The following is a 19,108-nucleotide window of genomic DNA, read 5'->3' as shown; positions in this document are numbered from 1 at the left end:
GATCTCTACTTACGGCCGGGGGCTTTTTCATGCCCCCATGTTATGGATCAGTTCTTCATCATCGGCGGTCGTTTTTCAGGTGGGATGTATGGATATTTGCGGTTAGGGATGTAGGTGATCCACGCGAACAGATGCCGCCACCATCGACGGGTATAGAGGGGATCGTGCTGGTTGTAGATCGCCTCGGTTTCAAAACAACTGTTCCCGTAGGCGCGGTTGTAGGGCGGCAGGAGAACTTCTATTGCGACCGAAAGGCCGTAAATCAATAAGGGCGCCGGAACGGCCGCCAGCATCCACCATGCGGAAACCCCGAACAGGAGGTGTGCCGCCACCGTACCCAGCAGACAAACGGCGACGATCTCCAGTTGCTGCCGCATGTGGATTTTCTCGTGATTGAGTAGTCGGGCCGTCAATGCGACGCCCTCTTTCACGAACAGCCAGACCAGCACGGTCAATGCCGTGAAGCGGCCGAACGGAATAAAACGATTATATACGATTTTCATCATATTACGGAAACTCTATAACAGGAATATTTATCGGTATGGCCGTTCAACATCATAAAGCTCAAAGTAATCAGTTTTGAACCTTTCGGAATGGTGATACTCGAGTTGCTGGCATCGCCTGCCAACAAAATAGAAAGGTTCAGATTACTTGCCAGCCCCGCTCTGCATCTCAATACCAATTCGACAATCAGGGGCAAATCGTCAGTTGCCAAAACCGTGCTGTCGATAGTCAGGGAAGTGGCGGATTGAGCCAATAACCGTATCGACGAAATATACCCTTTCCCTTTGGTGTAACTTACATTGGAACTTAAATCCAAAGTTCCACTAACTGTCGTCGTCGAAGTCGATATAAGACATTGCGCCGAAATACAGTCGAGCTTCTCCTTATCAAGCGCAGACATCAGCCCTTTGGATATCTGGGTCGCTACATCCCTTGCAGCCTTGTTGTTCCACGATGATTTTTCAGTGTCGGTTACGAAGCGATGCGTCGAATCCTGTACGATCACCGAGGCGGGATGCGTGGCCGGATGCTGGTAGTTGTTGGCTCCGGTGGCTACACCATCGAGCTTCTTTTTGTCTGCGGCCGACATAAGTCCGTTTGCCGATTGGGTGGCGACAGTCGTCGATGCCTTACCGTTCCAGGTCGTTTTCTCCGTGTCGGTCACGAAACGGTGGTTTGCGTCCTGTGTGACGTTCGAGGCCGAAATAGGCCCCTCAAAATCCCCCCCCCTCCGGCATACGGGAGGGCGTTCCATGAGGTGGAGCCATCTCCGACTTTGTGTTTGCGTGTGTCCGATTCATAGAGACCTCTCCTTTCAGCAGGACGGGGTTTTTGGCCTTGAGTACCGCTGCGGTATATACCGGATGCTGAATCCGGCTCTGAATGGTTTTACTCATATCTGAAATCAAGTTATCGTATTCTTTTGTCGCTTATTCTCGTGAAAAAGACGTAGCTTGTATGGCGAATGTCAGAGGTGCCGTAACTTCTCCTGCATTATCTACCCCTGAAAACATAATATTCGAACATTTATTAGTCTTGTCGGTAGCTGTAGATATGTATATCGTTGTGCATGTTCCTCCGGGAGCGCGAAAAGCAGCCGGTGTGAGTACGGACCCGATGATAAAACCGGGAAGCGTGAATTTGGCAGTTTTGAGTCCTCCAAATTGGACGCTTTTGATAATGAACAAGACAAATCCGGGAACGACCTTCACCATTACTCCCGATGCAGACATACTGACTTGATCGACAATTTCTACCTCTTCGTATCCTTCACCCGGTAAGGAGAGTATATCATCAGTAATTCCGTCAAGCTTCTTCTTGTCAGCCGCCGACATCAGCCCGTTGGCCGATTGGGTGGCGACGGCCGTCGATGCCTTACCGTTCCAGGTCGTTTTCTCCGTGTCGGTCACGAAACGGTGCGTCGAATCCTGTACGATTACCGAAGCGGGATGCGTGGCCGGATGCTGGTAGTTGTTCGCCCCGGCAGCCACGCCGTCGAGTTTCTTCTTGTCGGCCGCCGACATCAGACCGTTGGCCGATTGGGTGACGACGGCCGTCGATGCCTTGCCGTTCCAAGTCGTTTTCTCCGTGTCGGTCACGAAACGGTGCGTGGTGTCTTGGGTAATGTCTGCGGCCGAAATAGGCCCCTCAAAATTCCCCCCCCCATACGGGAGGGTGTTCCAGGCAGTGGAACCATCTCCGATTTTGTATTTACACGTGTCCGATTCATAGACGACCTCTCCTTTCAGCAGAACGGGGTTCTTGGCCTTGAGTACCGCTGCGGTATATACCGAATGCTGAATCCGGCTCTGAATGGTTTTGCTCATCTTGAAAATACTGTTTGTTTGATGGCTCTTGTTGTTTCGTTAAAGTTTATATAAAAAAAGCAGAGTGCCTCTTATGGTTCGACCACCGATGAGTTTGGACTATTAGAATCTCACGAATGTGAAACTCATATCAGAGGTCCCCCGCTCAATAAAGTGCTTATCTCAAAAAATATCCGGAACCTACATTAGAGCAACATGCTTTGAAATACGAACGATTTCCTTCGATACGCTTTTCCGGTTTTCCCGTAAACATCACAATCCCGCAACGAACCGATGCAAACTGTTTTATCAAACCATACTTATCTTTACCCATATTTAATTTCGTGTCGGTGCTCGTGCCGTTATGAATGATTAACCGTATATTTTGGGCGTATGTACTATCTGCTACCTCCTCAATAAATCGGGCACAGATAGTGCGAACCTTGTTGACGCGCATCCACCCATTCGATGCCTTTGCTTGCTCGATATCGAAAGGTATCGGCGATAGCTTTTCGACTGCCCATTCAGGTTTCGGGAAATCATCGGTATCGACGAGGTGATAACCGATATCATCCGGCCGATCCCGATAGGGCATCACTCTTCGATCCTTTCGATTTCTCCGGCGCTTGTAACGAATGAATCCGATATAACACTGAGCCAAGATCGGATCATCTAAAGAACAGCTTGGTTTTATGAGGAATGAACCTTCACTGACCTTCCATATCAGATTCGGAACAGAAGGTGACACCGCATTCCATCGGTCTTTTTCCGTATCGGTCACGAAACGGTGCGAGGCATCCTGCTCGACGTTCGCCGCCGGAATCGTGTCGGGCGTATCGCCTCCCCCGGCATAGGGCAGGCTGTTCCAGGCCGTCGTCCCGTCACCGACCTTGTGCTTGCGCGTATCGGATTCATAAACGACCTCGCCCTTGAGCAGGACGGGATTCTTGGCGGCAAGTGTCTCCGCCGTATAGACCGGAAGCTGTGTCCGGGTTTGGATTGTCATTTTTGCTGCCATAGCGTCAATTCATTCCGGGGATTGAACATTGGATGACCAGCTCGCCGCCCGTCAGGTCGTCGAGCTTCTTCTTGTCTGCGGCCGACATCAGCCCGTTGGCCGATTGGGTGGCGACGGCCGTCGATGCCTTACCGTTCCAGGTCGTTTTCTCCGTGTCGGTCACGAAGCGGTGCGTCGAATCCTGTACGATTACCGAAGCGGGATGCGTGGCCGGATGCTGGTAGTTGTTCGCCCCGGCAGCCACGCCGTCGAGTTTCTTCTTGTCGGCCGCCGACATCAGACCGTTGGCCGATTGGGTGACGACGGCCGTCGATGCCTTACCGTTCCAGGTCGTTTTCTCCGTATCGGTCACGAAACGGTGCGAGGCATCCTGTTCGATCATCGTCGCCGGATGTGTGGCCGGGTGCTGGTAGTTGTTCGCTCCGGCGGCCACACCCGCGAGTTTCGCCTTCTCCTCCGAGGTGTAGTCTTCGGTAGAAAGGCCCTTGCCCGCAACCTTATCGACCTTCTGGCCGATCTGCGTGGCGACGGTCGTAGCGAAATTCGGATCGTTGCCCAGGGCGGCCGACAGCTCCTTGAGCGTATCGAGTGCCGCAGGGCTGCCGTCCACCAGTTCGGCGATGGCCTTATCCACGTATGCCTTTGCCGATTCGAGCGTCGTGCGGTCCCCGCTCTCACGGGCGGATTTCTCCGAAGCCACGGCCGCATCGGCGTGGCTGTTGGCCGACTGAAGCGTCGCGGCATCGCCCTGCCCGCGCTTCTGGGCCTCGTCCGCCACGGAGGTGTCGGTGTAGGTCTTGGCCGAAGAAAGGGTCGTGGCATCGCCTTGTGTCCGCTCCTCGGCTTCCGCTGCGACAGATGTGTCGGTATAGGTTTTCGCGGCTTGGAGGGTCGTCGCATCGCCCTGTTCGCGCTTACCGGCTTCGGCAGCAACGGAGGTGTCGGTATAGGATTTGGCCGAGGAGAGTGTCGCGGCATCGCCCGCGGCCAGTTCCCTGCGGATCGCGGCCTCTTCACCTTTGGCACGTTCGATCTCGTCGTCGAGTCTGCCGTCGAGCGCCTCGATGTCATTTTGGACCTCATTGAACGCCTTCTCGGAGGAGGCTACATGGACGGAGAGGTCGTCGGTTACTTTCTGCACTTTCTTCTCCAGCTCCCGCCCTTCGGCCGTATTGTATTTCCCGTTGAGCTGGTCGGTAAGCCCCTCGACCCCGCTCATCGGGATTTTGTCCTCGGTCTTATGGAAGAAGCTGTCGAAGAGGTCCGAGAACTGCTCGGCCGTTGGGTACATTCCCCGGCCGAACCATTTGCGCAGCTGCGCACGTACTCTGATTGCCATTCTGTAATCGCGTGATAAGAATTTTACTTCGTCCGCATGACATAGGCCAGCGTGTAATAGGGCGGTCGGTTCTCGTGCGAGCTGCCGCCGCCCGTGCGGTCCGTCGTTCCGAAGGGCGTCGTGCGGTCATGCCACGACACGGCCTCGGGATAGGAGTTGTTGCCGCCGCTGCGCCAGCTGCCGTTACCTCCGGTCCAAAGATTCTCCCCGTGTGCGTGCGAGGGCATCTCATCGACGGTGAGCGTGTGTTTCTTCTCGCCGCCCACCTTGCCGTAGCTGCCGTAGTCGGCATCGCTGACGTTGTAGCCCACCACGAAGCGGCCGCGCAGGTCGGGCAGGCGGAAATAACCGCTCGTGGTCGAGAGCTTCCGGCCGTTGCAGTCGTAGGCATTGTTGTAGGTGCTGCCGATGGCCTTGTAGAGTTCGGGGTACTCCGACTGCTTGAGCTGCTGCCCTTCGCAAAGGGCGTAGCCGTCGGGGATGCGGGATCCTGCCCAGATTTCGACCATGCCCAGCGGCGTGCGCTGAATCTTGGCCAGGGCGGTCTGCAACGCCACGATCTGCGCTTCGAGTTCGGGCAGCGACTGCGCCTCGTGGAAGTCCTCCCATTTGTAGTTCTCCTCGCCGACGCCCGGAGCCAGCGACCGCTCGACGTAGGCTTGCGGATATTCGTACCCCTGGGCCTGTACCGGGATCGCGGCTTGTTTGAGGTACATACCGCCCGAAATGGAGCCGCCCTCCCAGTAGAGCACCTCCCCCTCGGGGTGTTCCTTCGTGCGCAGGAACACGTAGCCCTCGTTCCGCTGCGTGCCGCCGCCCGTGAGTGCGCATCCCAGCAGGATCGCCTTGTCGCCCGCCAGGTTGCCGATGATCGACACCACGTGCGCGTTGGTCTGCATATAGTCGAGCATCTCGCAGTCGGCCGGAAAGTCTTTGTTCGATTGCAGGAGGAACCTGCCCTGTATCTGTTTCATCGTCAAATGTAGTTTATGGAGAATCGTTTCGAAGCCAGCTTGTACGCATCCACCACGGCCCGGACCTGCGTGATGTCCAGCTTGTCATAGAGCGCCAGCGGGATATTCACCCAGAAGTCGTAGCCGCTCACCCCGCCGTAGCCGCGGCGGTTGAGAATCAGGATCCGGCCCGATCCGCGGCGCGGGACCAGCACCTCGGCGTCCTCCTCGCGTTTGTGCAGGGTGATGAAGCCCACGTTTTCGACCGTTTCGGTGATTGTGATCCTCCGGTCGATGGGATCGAACTTGTCGTTCAGCAGCGCCCGCAGGTAGCACACCTGGCCGTTGTGTTCGAGGCGGTAGTCGCTCTCGCGCTTCCAGAGGATGAACCGCGTGTGCAGGTATTGCAGGGGCGACACGGCGGCGTAGGCCATCGCGGCGAAGAGCGGCCGCCGCCAGAAGGTCGGCAGCAGCAGGAGCGCCAGGCGCTTGAAGTTCACGTCGTACTTATCCATTGTATGCCTTCATATTGAGTACGACGTCGCCCATCTCGAAATAGCCCGCGGCCGGGATGCACCGCGCGTCGATCGTAACCAGCACCTCCTCGCCTGCCGCGACGGTCGTCGCCCCGCGGAACTCCACGATCCGCACGCCGTCGAGCGTCTGGAGCGCATCGACGAGCGCCATGTTGGTATATTCGCCATTGAAGGGCAGGTTCTCGATGTAGTTGCGGACAGCCTCCCGACAGGCGCTCTCGACCGTTTCGGCCACGAGCATCGGGTCGTAGTACACGTCCGCCTCGCAGTTGAAGCGGTCGGGGTCGATGTTCACCAGCGCCGTGCGCACGCCCGCGTCCTTGATCTCGGCGATGTAGGCCGCAAGCTGCGCCTCGGTCTCGGCGTCGAGCCTGCACCGCTTGCCGTCCTTCTCGCCCGCGACCTTGATCGTCAGGAGCGAAGCGTCCCGGTTCTCGACCGCCACGGCGTGCTTGACCACCCGTGCCGCCGCGATGGCGTCCTCGGTCATCCCCTCAGTGTCGTAGCGGTCCGTGTCCGCGATCAGCGTCTTGCCCTTCATGAACGCAAGCACCTTGTCGCGGTACCACCGCGGACGGTGCGGGATGATCTCCTCGATGCGTGTGTCCACCTCGCCCTTGTACGTGTCGAAGAGCTTCTCCAGCGTCCACGCCGCAACGGCGAAAATGTAGAACAGAATCCCGATGACGGATACCTTGCTGAAATGCGACGTGAAGCTGTCGCCCGGCGTAAATCCGAACAACTCCGCAACGGATTCGTTACGCATGAAATCCGCGCAGATCGTTTCCTTGATTTCCTCGATCGTTCTCATCGTACCACAAAGTCTATTTCAATCCCCATAAACCCGATACCGCCGTAAGGAACCATTTCCGTCTCCTCGGCCGAAGGTGCGGTAGCTGGTTTTATTCTATCGGCCGCCAGTTCCTGCACGACAGACTCCTCTCTGGTTGTCGTCATGACGATATCGAGTTTCTGCCCCGTGTTCAGTTCGTCGGTCAGCGCAAGACCGTTACGTTCGGCAATTTCGAACGCGGCCTCGACAGTCCCGCATTCCTGAACTGCGATATCCAGCAGAGTCTGGTTATTTCGTGTCGTAGTCTGCATCGACGGTCAGTTTATTGTTCGTTATATCGACTTCTACATCGTTCACCCGCATACCGTCAGCCTTCAGTTGAGCCGTAATCTCGCGTGCCCATCCAGTCGTTTCGTGGTCATTGGCGATGTTCGTGATCCCGACCCCGAGGGTCGGATATTCTTTCAATTCTCCCTTCATTGCCTGAAGAATCGCAGCTTGGTTCTGAATCGTCACCTCTCCGACCTGCAGGCCCTGCACATAGACGTTTTGGTCGTTACGCCGAGGATCGATTTGCAGATCTCCTGTCTCGGGATCGATCAGTATGCCGATATTCTTAGCCATTATCAGTGTGTTGCTTTTTTATCCTCCAAATCTTCGAGAGAGATGGTTGCGGCCGCCATTTGTTCGGAGAAAATCCCTGCTCCCGTTCCTCCGTTGGCCGCAGCTCCAATGCCTACTCCTGTCAGTCCGGCAGCGACGGCCGTCCGCATCGTTTCGCAGTAGCGCTGAACGCTTTCCAGCGAACGGCGCAACGCAGCGGCCAATACCAGGCCGCCCTGCTTCCCGCCGTTGATTTCCACACCGTCAGCCGTAACCTTCAACTGCATCCGACCGACCGTAGCCGAAACATTGCTCCCGTTCATTGTGACGGTCGTATCGCCGTGACGGTAGGTCAGCGCTTCGATCTCTGAATAACCGATCACGGAGCATTCGCGCAGCTCGCCGCACGAAAGGTCGGCTACCAGAACAATACTTCCCGTTGCAGGTTTCAACAGCAGGCCGCCGTCCGCTCCGCCTTCGATGGCTGCCAGACGGATGCCCGGAATCTCCAGTTCGTTATACCGCGCCCGACAGGTGTCACCCTCGACGGAGACGACCTCCATCGGGCGAAACAGGAATACGGACTGTTCCGTGCCCGTAATCTGCTGCAAAAGCTGTTTTATCTTCGAGGCGTTATCCATTGTTTTCTATGCGTTTTCCGATGGTGACGACCCGGCTCGCACCTTTGTCGCAAAAAGTCGTTTCGACGCCCAACACGTAATAGCTTCCGTTCTTGTATTCGTACTCCGTGTCGCGGATCTCGGCCAGCCATGTCGGCTCGACATAGGGTTCGAGCCATCCGGTGAACGAGCCCTCGTAGCCGGTATAGGCCCGCACCTTCAGCTCTTCGTCGGCCCGTTGTTCGAGCGATTTCCGATCCGAAACACCCGGCAATTTGAGTGTAAACTTGTCGCCGCCCGTCGTACCGCGTTCGATACGGATCGTCTTGCCTTTGGCATCGGTTCCCTCGACGACAGCCAGAAACTTCCGCTTCGAGGCGTCCCGGTACTTGAGGTCGGACTTCTCGATGTTCACGGCGAAGTCGTAAATGACCTTCTCTCCGATCTGGGCGTATTGCGGATGGACGTGCAGGGTTTTTCCGCGCAGGTAGATGTTGGCCTTCGTTTCGCTCTGCACCTTGCGCAGCACGTCGTACCCCGTCGCTGCATGGATAGTGAAGTTATCATACGTGAAATCGTAATCGCATGCCACTTCATATTTTCCGACCTCTTCGGCGACCGAGGTCAATAACGTTTTCACCGTTACGCTTTTCAGGACACGGTCCTTGAGGTCTTTGCGGAATTTGTAGAGTTCATCTTCGCAATGAATACGCACGGAGTCGTTATCAGTAGCGATTTCGGAGACATACCCGGAAAATTCATCGCGCAATATCCGATCATATCCCAGGCGGATCCGAACAGCATCTCCTTCGGCGATTTTCTGTTCGACCTTCAATGCCCGGTTGAAAAGCGTCCCCGGCAGCGTAATATCGGCCGTATCAGCCAGGTTTTCGACGCTGCATTTGATCGCAACCTTTTCGAGCGCCGCCAGCCGATACTTCCCGATCGTTATGTCAAAGTTCATCGAATACATTTCGAACGCCGTTAAACCGGAATAAAAAGCGAAACCGGATTGTCGCTGTATGCTTTGATCTCGTAGTTCTGGTTTTGCAGGCCTTTTGTGTGCGGAAAGCTGACACTCTCTATGGCCAGACGCGTAATACCGAACAGCAGCAGAATATCATGCTCCACGTCGAGGTGACTGGCAGTATCGAACAGATTACGCAACTGCTGGACGCTCTCTTTCGGATATTCGTTTTCCGCGGCGATAAATATGCCTTGGATCGAAATTTCGTAGTCGCCCTGGCTCCATCGCTCCTTGACCGTTCCCGTTCCTTTGCCTTTGGCAGGAGTTCGTCGGATGATTTCGTTCTTGCCGCTGATCGACACCAGGGGTTCAAGCGGGAAAGTGAACCAGTTCAGAATCCCGTCAGTCGAACGCTTGAGCCGCAACGGCATGACGGATTTTATCGTTCCGACGGTTGTCATTTCCGATCGGATTTCGTCCGCATCGGCCGTCCGCACCCCGTCCGTGTCCCTGAGTAGGAAATACGGAGGCAGAGCTCCGAAGCCGCCGAGGGCCTGCGTCGTGCGGATGCGGAGCGGATCGCGCAAGCCATCCGATGAAACGATGACGTCAGGGGTCGCTTTCCCAATGTTGAAAAATACCTTGCCCATCCTATTGTGCCGTTGCGGCCATTTGCAATACCTGAATCAGTCTGTTCTCCAGATCGCGCTGCATGTCGTCGCGCGAACCCTCGTAGCCGCCCTCGAAAACCAGCTTATCGACCAGCGCCCCGAGTGAAATGTTGATCGTCGTGGATCGTTTGCCGCCCGTGGCGATGGCCGAAACGGCTCCCGCCCCGGCCGTACTGCCGGAGGTTCCGTTGCCTCTGCCCGGGGTATTCGCTGCCAGCTCGCCTCCCATGCCAGGCAGGGAGGGCGACGCGATCCCCAGCGAGGTTTTCAATTTCGCGGCGACGTCGCCCAGCGACCGTTCGGAATCCCACCGAAGGCGGATGCCGTCGAGCGACGCCCTGGCTTTGGCCGCATGGTCTGCGACCCGTTTCGCCCCTTCGATGATCGCCTGCTGGCGGTTCTCGATATCGGCGTTGATCCGGGCGATGGCGGCCTGGTTCTCGGCGCTGTCGCCCAGCCCCACGGCCTCCTTGAACTTGTACCATCCGAGTTTGATCTTGTCCAGGCCGATCATAAGGCCGTTTATCATCGTGCTGAAATAGAGCTTCACGCTCTCCACGAATCCCAGGAACGAATGTTTCATGAATCCGACCGTGCCGTCCCACAGCGTACCCCAGCCCTGCACCTTGTAGCAGACATAGCCGATTACGGCGATCAGTCCGATGACCGCGGCGATGATCCACGTCACGGGACACGCCAGCAGGGCAAGGTTCAACCCGTTCTGCGCTGCGGCCCATGCCCATTTCGCCGTGGTGACGATCCCCGCCCAGGCGGCCATCGCCTTGGACTGGAGCGTGACGAGGAACATGGACGTCGCCAGTATGCCGAGCGCTGTGCCCAATACCGCAACGACCGTCGCGTGCCGCTGCATGAACTCCGAGACCCATCCGATAGCTGCCCCCAAGGCGTCGATGCCTTTTCCAGCAAGTCCGACGATCCACTCCAGCGCGGTCATGGCGGGAATCACCAACGGCTCGATGATCCCGTAGAGGCGGAACAGCAGGTCGCCCGCCAGTCCGAGAAGCGTGGACCACTTGCCCGCGGCCGTCTGTCCCATCTTTTCGGTCATGCCGTGGAACTGGCCCCCGGCCTGCGTCGCCGAATAGAATGCTTGTGTCACCATCTCGGCCGAGATCTTGCCTTTCTCCATCTCCTCTTTCAACACGCCGATGGATTTTCCCGTCTTGCGGGAAATTTCCGACAGCGGATTGAATCCGGCATTGATCATCTGCAGCAGATCCTGCCCCATCAGCCGTCCCGACGCGGTCATCTGCGAGAAGGCCAGCGTCAATGAGTTCAATTTGTTCCGGTCACCCATTGCGATATCACCCAGCGCCTTGATGTTGGGCATGATCCGATCCTGTGCAATGCCGAATGAAAGCATCATTTTCGCGGCATCCTGCAACTCGGCTGTCATGTAGGGTGTTACCATCCCGTATTGGCGAATCTCCTCCCGCAGCGCTTCCGATGCTTTCGTGTCACCGCGCAGCAGCACGTCGAAGGCGACCTGCACCTTTTCCCGTTCGAAACCTGTTTGCAGCGCCTTAAATCCCGCCATGCCCGCCATGACGATTGGATTGGTCAGCGTATTGGCGAACGGGATGCTGTTGAAGGCATCCGACAGCATAGTCTTGATCTTGCCGCCGTTCACCCGTTCGAGCTGGCGGATCTGTCGTTCGAGGGCCTTGACCTCGATGTTGGTACGACGTATGGCGTTGATGTTGCTGGCTGGAATCCACTCGCGCTCGGCACGTAGCGCATCGACACGCTCGCGGAGACTGCCCAGCGTGACACCGCATTTCTGCATGGTGTTGCTCGCACTGTTCACCCGCTGCTCGACCTTCGCCCAGACTTCCAACGCCCGGTTGTTGGTGATGTTGATCTTATTCAACTTCCCCGTGATCCGGTCGTTCAGAGAGAGCGTATATTCGACAACATTTGCCATTGTGTCCGTTTTTTCGTATCTTCGCTGCGTATGGTAGCAGGACTTATAGGTATTTGGTTCGTCGTCGCCGTGGTTTTCTATGTGTTGAAGGCTGCGCGGGCCGTGCTGCCGTGTATCCCGAAAGCGCTCGGCGTGTTGCTCTGCCTGCCTGCGATGCCCTTTGCCGTAGCGTATAAAAACCGTGAAACGCATCCGTGGCAGGCGCGGTGCATCGTCATCGGCTGGTCGCTGCTCTACCTGCTGCTCGCCTTCATTCTCTATATGGAAAATTAGAAAAGGTCCGGATCGCGGGGTTCTTTCCCCCGTACGTGACAACGGCGCGACTTGCGGAAAGTGACCCGCGGACGATGCCGGCGCGGCCCTCGGTGTTGTCCTTCGCACGGAAGTAAATCTCCCGACAGTCCGAACCTTGTGATTCCGGGCCTGCTATTTCTGCCGTGCGGCTTCCGCCTCCTGCTTGCGTATCCACATCAGTTCGTTCACACGCATGGCCCATTCCCAGTCGGTGAGGCTATCGGGGTCGATATGGAGGTAATAGCGCAGCTGGGTATCCAGTTTCCGGACCCAGTCGCGGCCCTCCGCAGGATCGACCTCGGTAGCCTTTAAAGCTTTTCCAGCTCGGCCTCCGCGTAGGGTACGATCTTGTCGAGCACTCCCGACGCGCCCATGAACTTGTCATCGTCGCGGCGGATTGCCTCGCTACCGCCCAGCCAGCACCCGCGCAGCAGGGTTTCGTTGAACTTCAGCGGATCGTTCTTGCCTGCCGTCGTTGCGAACGAGAGTTCGCGGCGCGTGGGTTTGCGCAGGTAGCACACGTGGCCGTTTACCTTGATGGCGAATACCTCGCCGTGCTGTTCTTTCCAAGCGTTGATTTGGTCGGCTGTAACTTCGCCGATAAGGGTTTGTTTGTTCTCCATTTCGATTTTTTCGTTGTTTTGCCCGGCCGGAGCCGGATCGTTGTTCGTCTTCGTCTACTCTCTCCGTAAGAAGAGGAAAGGCAGCTTGAGGTCCTGGAACTTATCGCCCTGGTTGGTTTCGCGCGGATCCTCCGTGAACTGTACGCCTCGTAGCTTGTGGATCGTCGGGAGGTCGCCCTTCTCCGGGTCGCCGTAGGAAACCACTATGTCGAGCTGAATGTCGAGCAACGAGCCGCCCGATGCAATCTCCAGCGCCTCGACTTCGGATTGCGTGAGTCCGATTTCGCCGTCGTTCGAGATATTCCCGCTCTGAATAGCCAGCGCTTTGTTCCCTTTGCCATAAAGCGCCTCTTTCTCCTTCTTGGTCGTGTACTTGATCGAGCGGAAGCCCATCACGTCACGGCCGCCCATGTAGGCGGTGATATCCTCCCAGCCGTATTCTTTGCCATTGATCATTGTCCTGTCATTTTATGCGGTTTTGAACCCAAGCTCCACGTCGATATACTTTGCATATCCGTTGGGCTTGACGCGCAGCCCGATCTTTACCTGCGAAGTGGCCAGAATGTTCTGGTCGTAGTCGATCTTGCACTCCACGCCCGTATCGGACGAATCCGACGGATCGTTGCCCAAGTTGCCCTGTGCGGTCATCTGCGTCTCGATGGCCTGCTCGACGTCGGCTTCGACGGTCGAGCACCAGGCGGGAACCAGAGTGCCGGACTTCGAGACCGGAACCTCGTCGTTGAGCCACTCGACCAGCTGCGCGTAGGCGATGCGGTACGCCTTGTCGATGACGCGGCGGTTGGTCAGCGCGCGGTAGTCGTCCTCGGGCGTCGTGGCCAGGTTGTCGTCGGTGATGAAATACCCGGCCTTGCCGACGAACGTGCGGAAGGTGATATACCCCTTGTCGTTGATCGTCTCCAGGTCGGCCAGTTCAGCGGGCTCGGCCCCCACGTAGAAGGTCAGCGGCTGGAGCGCACCGTCGCGCACGCGGCTGATTTTCCGCTGGACGGCCGAGGCGGCGATGCGCCCGGCGACGACACCCATCGCGGCGTTCTTCGACGAGGCCGCGGTGTCGCCGAGCACCACGCCCGCGCGGTTGTACTCCGTTTCGGTAAGGTCCTTCAGCGCCGCGGGGTCCCCGGCATAGCCGTAGCCCTCGACCAGCGAGAAGATTGGCGCACGCAGCGTGTCCGTGGCCCAGTCGCCCAACTGCTGGGCTTTCGGCAGCGCGGCGAACACGTCGGCGTCGAGACCCTCGGTGGTCGTCAGTTCGTAGGCTTCGGCCGGAGTCTTGAAAGCGACCAGACCGCGGATTTTGCCGTTCGACGCCTTGAGCAGGGCCACGGCTCCGGCGGCGTTGTCCTTGTCGAATGCGTTGGCGAAGGTCTCGCTCTCGGCATAGCCCGTCAGCCAGAGCTCCGTTCCGTCGCCCGCCTCGGCGTAGAACTCCTTGACGTTGCGGTAGAGGTTCGGGTTATTCTCCGACGTGACGCCCAGCGCCTCCAGGTCGGCGAGCTTACGCAGCGTATACGCCTTGCCCAGCTTGAACTTGTCGTCGCCCGTCACTTCCTTCGCACCCAGCGCCATCATGCCGAGGCAGCCGTCCGCCATCGCGGCCACCTGTCCCAATGTGCCGTTGGCGTAGTTGATTCGTACTCTCGGTAACATTTATTTGCGTTTTACGGTGATTACTGCCTTGTCGCGGAGCGTGGCCGCATGGTTGCGGGCCTCGGATTCCCTGAAGAACCCGAACCCGTTGGAGGTCATGTAGACGACAGGGGCATCCGGGTATGCGGCCAGGATTCGCCCGGCCTCGGCCTTCAGACGGCTCCCGACTCCCGATTCCGTGGTTGCACGGTCTGCCGCCTCACGGGCCGCCGCCTCGGTAGCCTGGCGGGCCGCCAGTTCCTCCGGGGTGTCGGCGAATGCCGTTACCGCAGAAAGTGGCCGCTCGTCCTCCCCGGCCGTTGCCGGGGTGTCATCGGTCTGCCGATCCGCCGTGCCGCTCTCATCATCGGATGCGGAGTCCGGCCGGAGACCGGGTGTCGTGTCCGGAGCTTCGGGGACCGACGGCGTCGGTTCCGCCTCCTTCCCGGCGGCGGGTTCCGTGTCGGGAGCCGGCTGGAGATCGGGCGATTCGTTCCCTACCTGCATAGACACGTCCGCGGTCTGGACGGAGGCTCCGGCCGTTTTCGGAGCTTTCCCGGCGGTTTTTGCGGTATGATTGTTTTTTGCCATTCAATTGTTGTTTTAACGGTGTTTGAATAATCTGTAAGTGCCATAAGCCACGACCAGCAGTCCGGCAATGCACAGGGCATGCTGCCACCAGGTAAGGCCGCGACGCTGGGCCGTCGTGAGATCTGTTTCGGCGGCTTCCTGCCGGGAGGTATTTCCTTCCGTCCGAAGCTGCTGCCTGGCATGACCGCCGCCGAGGATCGTGTCGGCCTGGATTCGGTGTTCGGTCTGTCGTACACGGTCCGCCTCGTGAGTGGAATCCGTAAGGCGCCGCCGTTGGATGGTCTCCCGCCGCAGGGGCGGTGTTCCGGTCAGCGTATCGACTGGACGGGAGGTGTCGTATTCCCGTGTGACGGTCTCGACCTCCTCCCCGACAACCCGGTGCAGATGCCGCTCGCCGTCGAGGTTGCGGATCAGTTCCTCGCACAAGGCCCGGAAAAACAGGCTGTCGCGCGTCGAGAGTTCCTCGCGGAGCACCTGCATCCGAAGGTCGTTTTCCGCTCGGCTGTGCACCGCCGCCGTCCGGCGGGAGGGCGCGCAGGCGCAGAACAGTGCTGCCAGGAGGAGCGGGAGGAGGATTCGCCGCCGTGTCATACAGGGTACTTTGTGAACAGATCCCAGCCCGCCCGAACCTCGTCCATGCGTGCGGGCGTTCCGTTCTCCACGCGGCTCATGGCCGCAACGACCGGAATCATCCGCTCGCCGCTCTTGGTGTCGAGTGGCTCGTCGGGCGACACCTGCGCTCCGGCAGCCACGGCCCGGATGTAGTTCTCCGTATGGTTCTCCACGGGCGGCGCATAGCGCAAGATCATCTCCCGCAGCGTGCGGCATCCGTGACGCACCCGGTAGGTGTGGAGCAGCACGAACATCGCCCGGTAGCCCCACGGCATCGACTCGAACGCCTTAAAGGCCGGGTCGGAACTCCTCGTCTCTCCCTTGTATTTGGTCGCACTCCGGCGGATATTCCCCGGGTTGCAGTTTCTTAGTCCTCTGCTCATCTTCCTTTTGATCGTTGAACTCGAATAACTTGATTAACACGGGGCACTTGTGCGAAGGCGTCTTGCAGCGGAAAGCTTCCTGGATTATCCCGCTCTTGCGCTCCGACTCGTGCTCCTTGATCTCGACCTTGGCCTCCAGCTTCTCGACTTTGGCCGTCAGACGGGTGATCTCCTCCTGAAGCAGGGCCACCAGTTTGGACGTCTCGTCGATACGCCGTCCGTTCTTGCCGAGAATCCAGCTTACCAGCGCGATGGCGATAGGTGCAATGACGTAAATAATCCAGGTCTCCATCCGCTACTCGGCTGCCGCCTGCCTGATCAGTACCACGCCCGCCTTGTCTGCCCGGATGCTCTTGCCTCCGGCGCGCTGGAGGAACGAAATGATGTCGCCGTAGTAGAGCGGGTTGCCCTGGTCGTCGAACAGAAGCGAATCGCCCAGCGCGCGCGACACACAGTCCTCGTGCCATGCCAGACCCGCGGCGCAGTCCGTCGCAGCGTTGGCCGCGCTCCAGGGCTTCAGCGTGCCGTCCGTAGCGACCTTCGCCACCTTCGAACGCTTGTAGAAGTCGAAACCGAGGTATTTGCCGATCACACCGCGGGCGGGGTCTGCGCATACCAGGAAGCCGTTGCGCTCGGCGTCCGTCAGGGAGTTCAGCAACTGGTTGTACATCCGTGCGTCGAGCAGGATACAGCGGCCCTCCTCCGGGATGTCCTGCTCGTCGAAAAGCGTCTGGAGCTCCTCGACGGTCTGCTTGGTCATCCGTTTGCGGTTGCCCGTGGCCTCTTTGATGTGTGCGGCGACGGCCTCGCCGAGCGTCTCCACGACCTTCACCCCTTCGGGAATCCAGTTGTAGATGATCGACTCGTAGATGTCCTGCGCGAGTTTGCGGCGCGACTGGCGTGTGACGCTTTCGCGCTTGTTGTAGGACAGCTCCACCTGCTCGGCATGGGGGATGCGCACCGGGTCCACGGTGAACTCGTCCATCTGATAGATCAGATCGACGTCCTTGCGTTCGGTCACGTTGGCGGGGAAAACCGTTCGGTTTTTCTCCACGTTCGGAGCCGCCCCGGCATTCGGAACGTGCACCGTCTTTTCGTTCACGAACTCGCTGTGATCGACCGAGCGGGCCGCGAACGTGTTGTTGGCGAACAGTCCTTCGATGATGGACTTCACCCAGATTTCAACTTGTAATGCCATTCTGTTTTGATTTGTTGATGATGCGTTTTCGGCTATCCCCGGCAGATGTGCAGCGAGGCGGCCATCTCCTTGTACTTCTTCTCGTAGAGGTCGGGGTGGTTGGCTTTGAGTTCGGCGAGCAGTCCGGCCCGGTCCAGCTCGTCCCACGACTTCGCGGCATACTTGCCCGCGTCACCGCCCTGCGTCCCTGCCAGGCTGGAGAGCTTCGTGCGTTCCGGTACGCTGCCGAAGATCTTGCGGGCGTTCTCCGGGTTGGCCTTGAAGGTTTCGATAACGGCGTCCTTGGCATCGGCTGCGATCTTGCCCGCCTTGACGAGCGCGTCGGCGAAACTTACCGCTTCGACGGCCACGGCGTCCTCCTTCTCCTTCCTGAGCCGGGCGATTTCCGCTTCGGCCGTCTCCTTCGCGGCCTTGAGGCTGGCGATCTCCTCGTCTTTGGCCGCGACGGCCGCGACGATCGCTGCGCTGACGGCAGCTTCGTCCATCTGGCCGCTTTTGCTGCCGAGGGCAACGATAGCCTCGGCCGACAAATTGATTTTTTCCATTTGTTCTTGATTGTTGGTTTGGTATTCTGCATCGACCGCAGCGACAAGCTGCATGGGGTCTAAATTCATGAACTCGTTACGGGCCGAGGAGGTGATCTCGTCGCACAGCCCCGCATCGAGCGCCTCCGCTGCCGAGAACCACGTCTCCTCGCGCATCAGCTTCGCCATTGTCGCCTCGTCCTTGCCCCGGCGGACGAGGACCTGCCGCAGCATGTCGGTAAGCCGCGCCAGTGCCTTCTTCTGCTTGGGGCTCGTCGCCTTTCCGCTCTCCCCCGTGAAATAGGGGTCGTGGATCATCATTTTAGCGAAGTCCATCATGCACACGCGGTCCGCAGCCACGGCGACAACGGCGGCCATCGACGCCGCGATGCCGTCGATATGTACGCAGACGGGGGTGTTCATGGAGAGGATGGCCGAAACGATGCTCATGCCCTGGAAGACGTTGCCGCCCGGAGAGTTCATCCGGATATGAATCATATCGAAGTCGCCCCGGTCGAGCGACGCGAGCTCCTGGGCGAAATAGTCGCCGTCCACCCGCGGGCCGATTGCGCCATAAAGCCGCATTACGGCTTCCCGCGGTGTTTCGTTTACGGAATCTATGTACGTTTTTTCCATCGTCGTCAAAAAGCAGCGGCTTAGCCAAGGTAGCAATCACTGCTGCGCGATCTTATCGCTCAGAGCCGACCGTTGCTACTCGGCCCCGGCTCTGTCTGTCCGTCCATAATAAGACTTTGTAGCGGAAGGGGGATTCGAACCCCCGACCTTCAGATAATGAGTCTGACGAGCTGGCCTCTGCTCCATTCCGCGATTCATGGTGCAAATATCGCCCGGGTAAACTCGCGTAACAAATAGAGTGTAAATAATTTACACTCTATTTTTATTCGGCGGGCGAATGCCCCAATTTTGCACCGTACAAACCGCCCGGAAGGGCTGAATAGAATCGCTGTGAATGGCTAAAACGACCAAAAAGCCGAGGACGAAGCGAGAGCTCGACGTTCTCCGGGATTATGCGTGCCGTCTGTTTCTGAGCGGCGAAACGCAGCGGGTAATCGCCGCGAAAACCGGACTGACGGAGGCCACCGTCAGCAGGTGGGCCAGGGAGGAGAACTGGGACGCCCGGCGCCGGGAGCAGAACTCCTCGTCGGCCGCCCTGGTCAATTCACTGATGTTGGCAGCGAAGAAGATTTCCGAGCTGATCATCACCAAGCTGAACAAGGGCGAAACGGACGACATCGACGGCATTACCAAACTGTCGGACAACATCGCCAAGGTCATGGCCTCGGCAAAGCGCATCGCAAAGGGCATCACCAAGGACGAGATCATCGACGTAATCATCGATTTGGAGCAATGGATGATGCAGCGGGCCGAGACCGACGAGGAGCTGACGCCCGAACTGCTCACGACCATAAACAGCCTGCACAAGAAGTATATCGAATACATTTCCGCACAGGAGGCGTAACG

The 19,108-nt window shown here is 58.2% G+C and carries 25 protein-coding genes and 1 tRNA gene; 2 read left to right on the top strand and 24 right to left on the bottom strand.

The window, feature by feature from the left end; translation table 11 throughout:
- Positions 1–47 precede the first annotated feature (47 nt).
- From FMF02_RS09580 to FMF02_RS09515, 14 genes are all read right to left on the bottom strand, one after another.
- Positions 48–506 carry a hypothetical protein gene (locus FMF02_RS09580; RefSeq protein ID WP_141412989.1) on the bottom strand — a complete coding sequence of 153 codons (459 nt, stop codon included), beginning with the start codon at positions 504–506 and terminating at the stop codon, positions 48–50.
- Positions 503–1,168, bottom strand: a complete 666-nt coding sequence (locus tag FMF02_RS09575) for a hypothetical protein (RefSeq protein ID WP_141412988.1) — start codon at positions 1,166–1,168, stop codon at positions 503–505. The genes FMF02_RS09580 and FMF02_RS09575 overlap by 4 nt, the downstream gene beginning before the upstream one ends.
- 265 nt (positions 1,169–1,433) lie before the next feature.
- Positions 1,434–2,330 (bottom strand): hypothetical protein, encoded by an 897-nt coding sequence (locus FMF02_RS09570; protein WP_141412987.1) that lies wholly within the window; start codon positions 2,328–2,330, stop codon positions 1,434–1,436.
- A gap of 157 nt (positions 2,331–2,487) precedes the next feature.
- Positions 2,488–3,327 (bottom strand): hypothetical protein, encoded by an 840-nt coding sequence (locus FMF02_RS09565; RefSeq protein ID WP_141412986.1) that lies wholly within the window; start codon positions 3,325–3,327, stop codon positions 2,488–2,490.
- 4 nt (positions 3,328–3,331) lie between these two features.
- Positions 3,332–4,666 (bottom strand): prolipoprotein diacylglyceryl transferase, encoded by a 1,335-nt coding sequence (locus tag FMF02_RS13905; protein WP_244611561.1) that lies wholly within the window; start codon positions 4,664–4,666, stop codon positions 3,332–3,334.
- 23 nt (positions 4,667–4,689) lie between these two features.
- A complete protein-coding gene (locus FMF02_RS09555) occupies positions 4,690–5,640 on the bottom strand; it encodes a tail fiber protein (protein WP_141412985.1) in 951 nt (316 codons plus the stop codon).
- A 2-nt stretch (positions 5,641–5,642) separates the two neighbouring features.
- Positions 5,643–6,134 carry a hypothetical protein gene (locus FMF02_RS09550; RefSeq protein ID WP_141412984.1) on the bottom strand — a complete coding sequence of 164 codons (492 nt, stop codon included), beginning with the start codon at positions 6,132–6,134 and terminating at the stop codon, positions 5,643–5,645.
- Positions 6,127–6,966 carry a hypothetical protein gene (locus tag FMF02_RS09545; protein WP_141412983.1) on the bottom strand — a complete coding sequence of 280 codons (840 nt, stop codon included), beginning with the start codon at positions 6,964–6,966 and terminating at the stop codon, positions 6,127–6,129. Before FMF02_RS09545 ends, FMF02_RS09550 begins: the two co-directional genes overlap by 8 nt.
- A complete protein-coding gene (locus FMF02_RS09540) occupies positions 6,963–7,259 on the bottom strand; it encodes a hypothetical protein (RefSeq protein ID WP_141412982.1) in 297 nt (98 codons plus the stop codon). The genes FMF02_RS09545 and FMF02_RS09540 overlap by 4 nt, the downstream gene beginning before the upstream one ends.
- Positions 7,237–7,572 carry a hypothetical protein gene (locus FMF02_RS09535; RefSeq protein WP_141412981.1) on the bottom strand — a complete coding sequence of 112 codons (336 nt, stop codon included), beginning with the start codon at positions 7,570–7,572 and terminating at the stop codon, positions 7,237–7,239. The genes FMF02_RS09540 and FMF02_RS09535 overlap by 23 nt, the downstream gene beginning before the upstream one ends.
- Positions 7,573–7,574: 2 nt before the next feature.
- A complete protein-coding gene (locus tag FMF02_RS09530; protein ID WP_141412980.1) occupies positions 7,575–8,192 on the bottom strand; it encodes a hypothetical protein in 618 nt (205 codons plus the stop codon).
- Positions 8,185–9,135, bottom strand: a complete 951-nt coding sequence (locus tag FMF02_RS09525; protein WP_227045357.1) for a hypothetical protein — start codon at positions 9,133–9,135, stop codon at positions 8,185–8,187. Before FMF02_RS09525 ends, FMF02_RS09530 begins: the two co-directional genes overlap by 8 nt.
- A gap of 20 nt (positions 9,136–9,155) precedes the next feature.
- Positions 9,156–9,788, bottom strand: coding sequence for a DUF6046 domain-containing protein (locus FMF02_RS09520; protein ID WP_141412978.1), 633 nt, complete (start codon positions 9,786–9,788; stop codon positions 9,156–9,158).
- A 1-nt stretch (position 9,789) separates the two neighbouring features.
- A complete protein-coding gene (locus tag FMF02_RS09515; RefSeq protein WP_162502292.1) occupies positions 9,790–11,754 on the bottom strand; it encodes a tape measure protein in 1,965 nt (654 codons plus the stop codon).
- A 30-nt stretch (positions 11,755–11,784) separates the two neighbouring features.
- On the opposite strand from FMF02_RS09515, the gene FMF02_RS13675 reads away from it, so the two are divergent.
- A complete protein-coding gene (locus tag FMF02_RS13675; protein WP_162502291.1) occupies positions 11,785–12,027 on the top strand; it encodes a hypothetical protein in 243 nt (80 codons plus the stop codon).
- A gap of 329 nt (positions 12,028–12,356) precedes the next feature.
- On the opposite strand, the gene FMF02_RS09510 is transcribed toward FMF02_RS13675, so the two are convergent.
- The 10 genes from FMF02_RS09510 to FMF02_RS09465 all read right to left on the bottom strand — a co-directional run bounded on the left by FMF02_RS09510 (position 12,357) and on the right by FMF02_RS09465 (position 18,454).
- Entirely contained in the window at positions 12,357–12,671 is a 315-nt protein-coding gene (locus FMF02_RS09510) for a hypothetical protein (RefSeq protein WP_141412976.1), read from the bottom strand.
- Between the two features lie 54 nt (positions 12,672–12,725).
- A complete protein-coding gene (locus FMF02_RS09505) occupies positions 12,726–13,127 on the bottom strand; it encodes a hypothetical protein (RefSeq protein WP_141412975.1) in 402 nt (133 codons plus the stop codon).
- A gap of 12 nt (positions 13,128–13,139) precedes the next feature.
- Positions 13,140–14,339 (bottom strand): DUF2586 family protein, encoded by a 1,200-nt coding sequence (locus tag FMF02_RS09500; protein WP_141412974.1) that lies wholly within the window; start codon positions 14,337–14,339, stop codon positions 13,140–13,142.
- On the bottom strand, positions 14,340–14,909 hold the full coding sequence (locus FMF02_RS09495; protein WP_141412973.1) for a hypothetical protein: 570 nt from the start codon (positions 14,907–14,909) through the stop codon (positions 14,340–14,342).
- Between the two features lie 12 nt (positions 14,910–14,921).
- A complete protein-coding gene (locus FMF02_RS09490) occupies positions 14,922–15,389 on the bottom strand; it encodes a hypothetical protein (protein WP_141412972.1) in 468 nt (155 codons plus the stop codon).
- A 107-nt stretch (positions 15,390–15,496) separates the two neighbouring features.
- On the bottom strand, positions 15,497–15,904 hold the full coding sequence (locus FMF02_RS09485; RefSeq protein ID WP_141412971.1) for a structural protein P5: 408 nt from the start codon (positions 15,902–15,904) through the stop codon (positions 15,497–15,499).
- On the bottom strand, positions 15,810–16,196 hold the full coding sequence (locus FMF02_RS09480) for a hypothetical protein (protein WP_141412970.1): 387 nt from the start codon (positions 16,194–16,196) through the stop codon (positions 15,810–15,812). Before FMF02_RS09480 ends, FMF02_RS09485 begins: the two co-directional genes overlap by 95 nt.
- Positions 16,197–16,199: 3 nt before the next feature.
- Positions 16,200–17,102: a P22 phage major capsid protein family protein gene (locus tag FMF02_RS09475; protein ID WP_244611560.1), complete on the bottom strand. Its 903-nt coding sequence runs from the start codon at positions 17,100–17,102 to the stop codon at positions 16,200–16,202.
- Between the two features lie 32 nt (positions 17,103–17,134).
- The gene (locus FMF02_RS09470; RefSeq protein ID WP_244611559.1) at positions 17,135–18,211 is read right to left on the bottom strand and encodes a head maturation protease, ClpP-related; all 1,077 of its coding nucleotides are present in this window, start codon (positions 18,209–18,211) and stop codon (positions 17,135–17,137) included.
- A gap of 170 nt (positions 18,212–18,381) precedes the next feature.
- A tRNA-Met gene (locus tag FMF02_RS09465) sits at positions 18,382–18,454 on the bottom strand.
- A 142-nt stretch (positions 18,455–18,596) separates the two neighbouring features.
- Between FMF02_RS09465 and FMF02_RS09460 the strand changes: the two genes are divergently transcribed.
- Complete coding sequence (locus FMF02_RS09460; RefSeq protein ID WP_141412968.1) at positions 18,597–19,106, top strand: DUF1804 family protein; 510 nt, start codon at positions 18,597–18,599, stop codon at positions 19,104–19,106.
- The last annotated feature ends 2 nt before the right edge of the window (positions 19,107–19,108 follow it).

This window comes from Alistipes communis, assembly GCF_006542665.1.
Lineage (GTDB): Bacteria > Bacteroidota > Bacteroidia > Bacteroidales > Rikenellaceae > Alistipes > Alistipes communis.
Note: the sequence above shows the minus strand (reverse complement) of the source record. Positions and strands in the feature narration are given on the sequence as shown.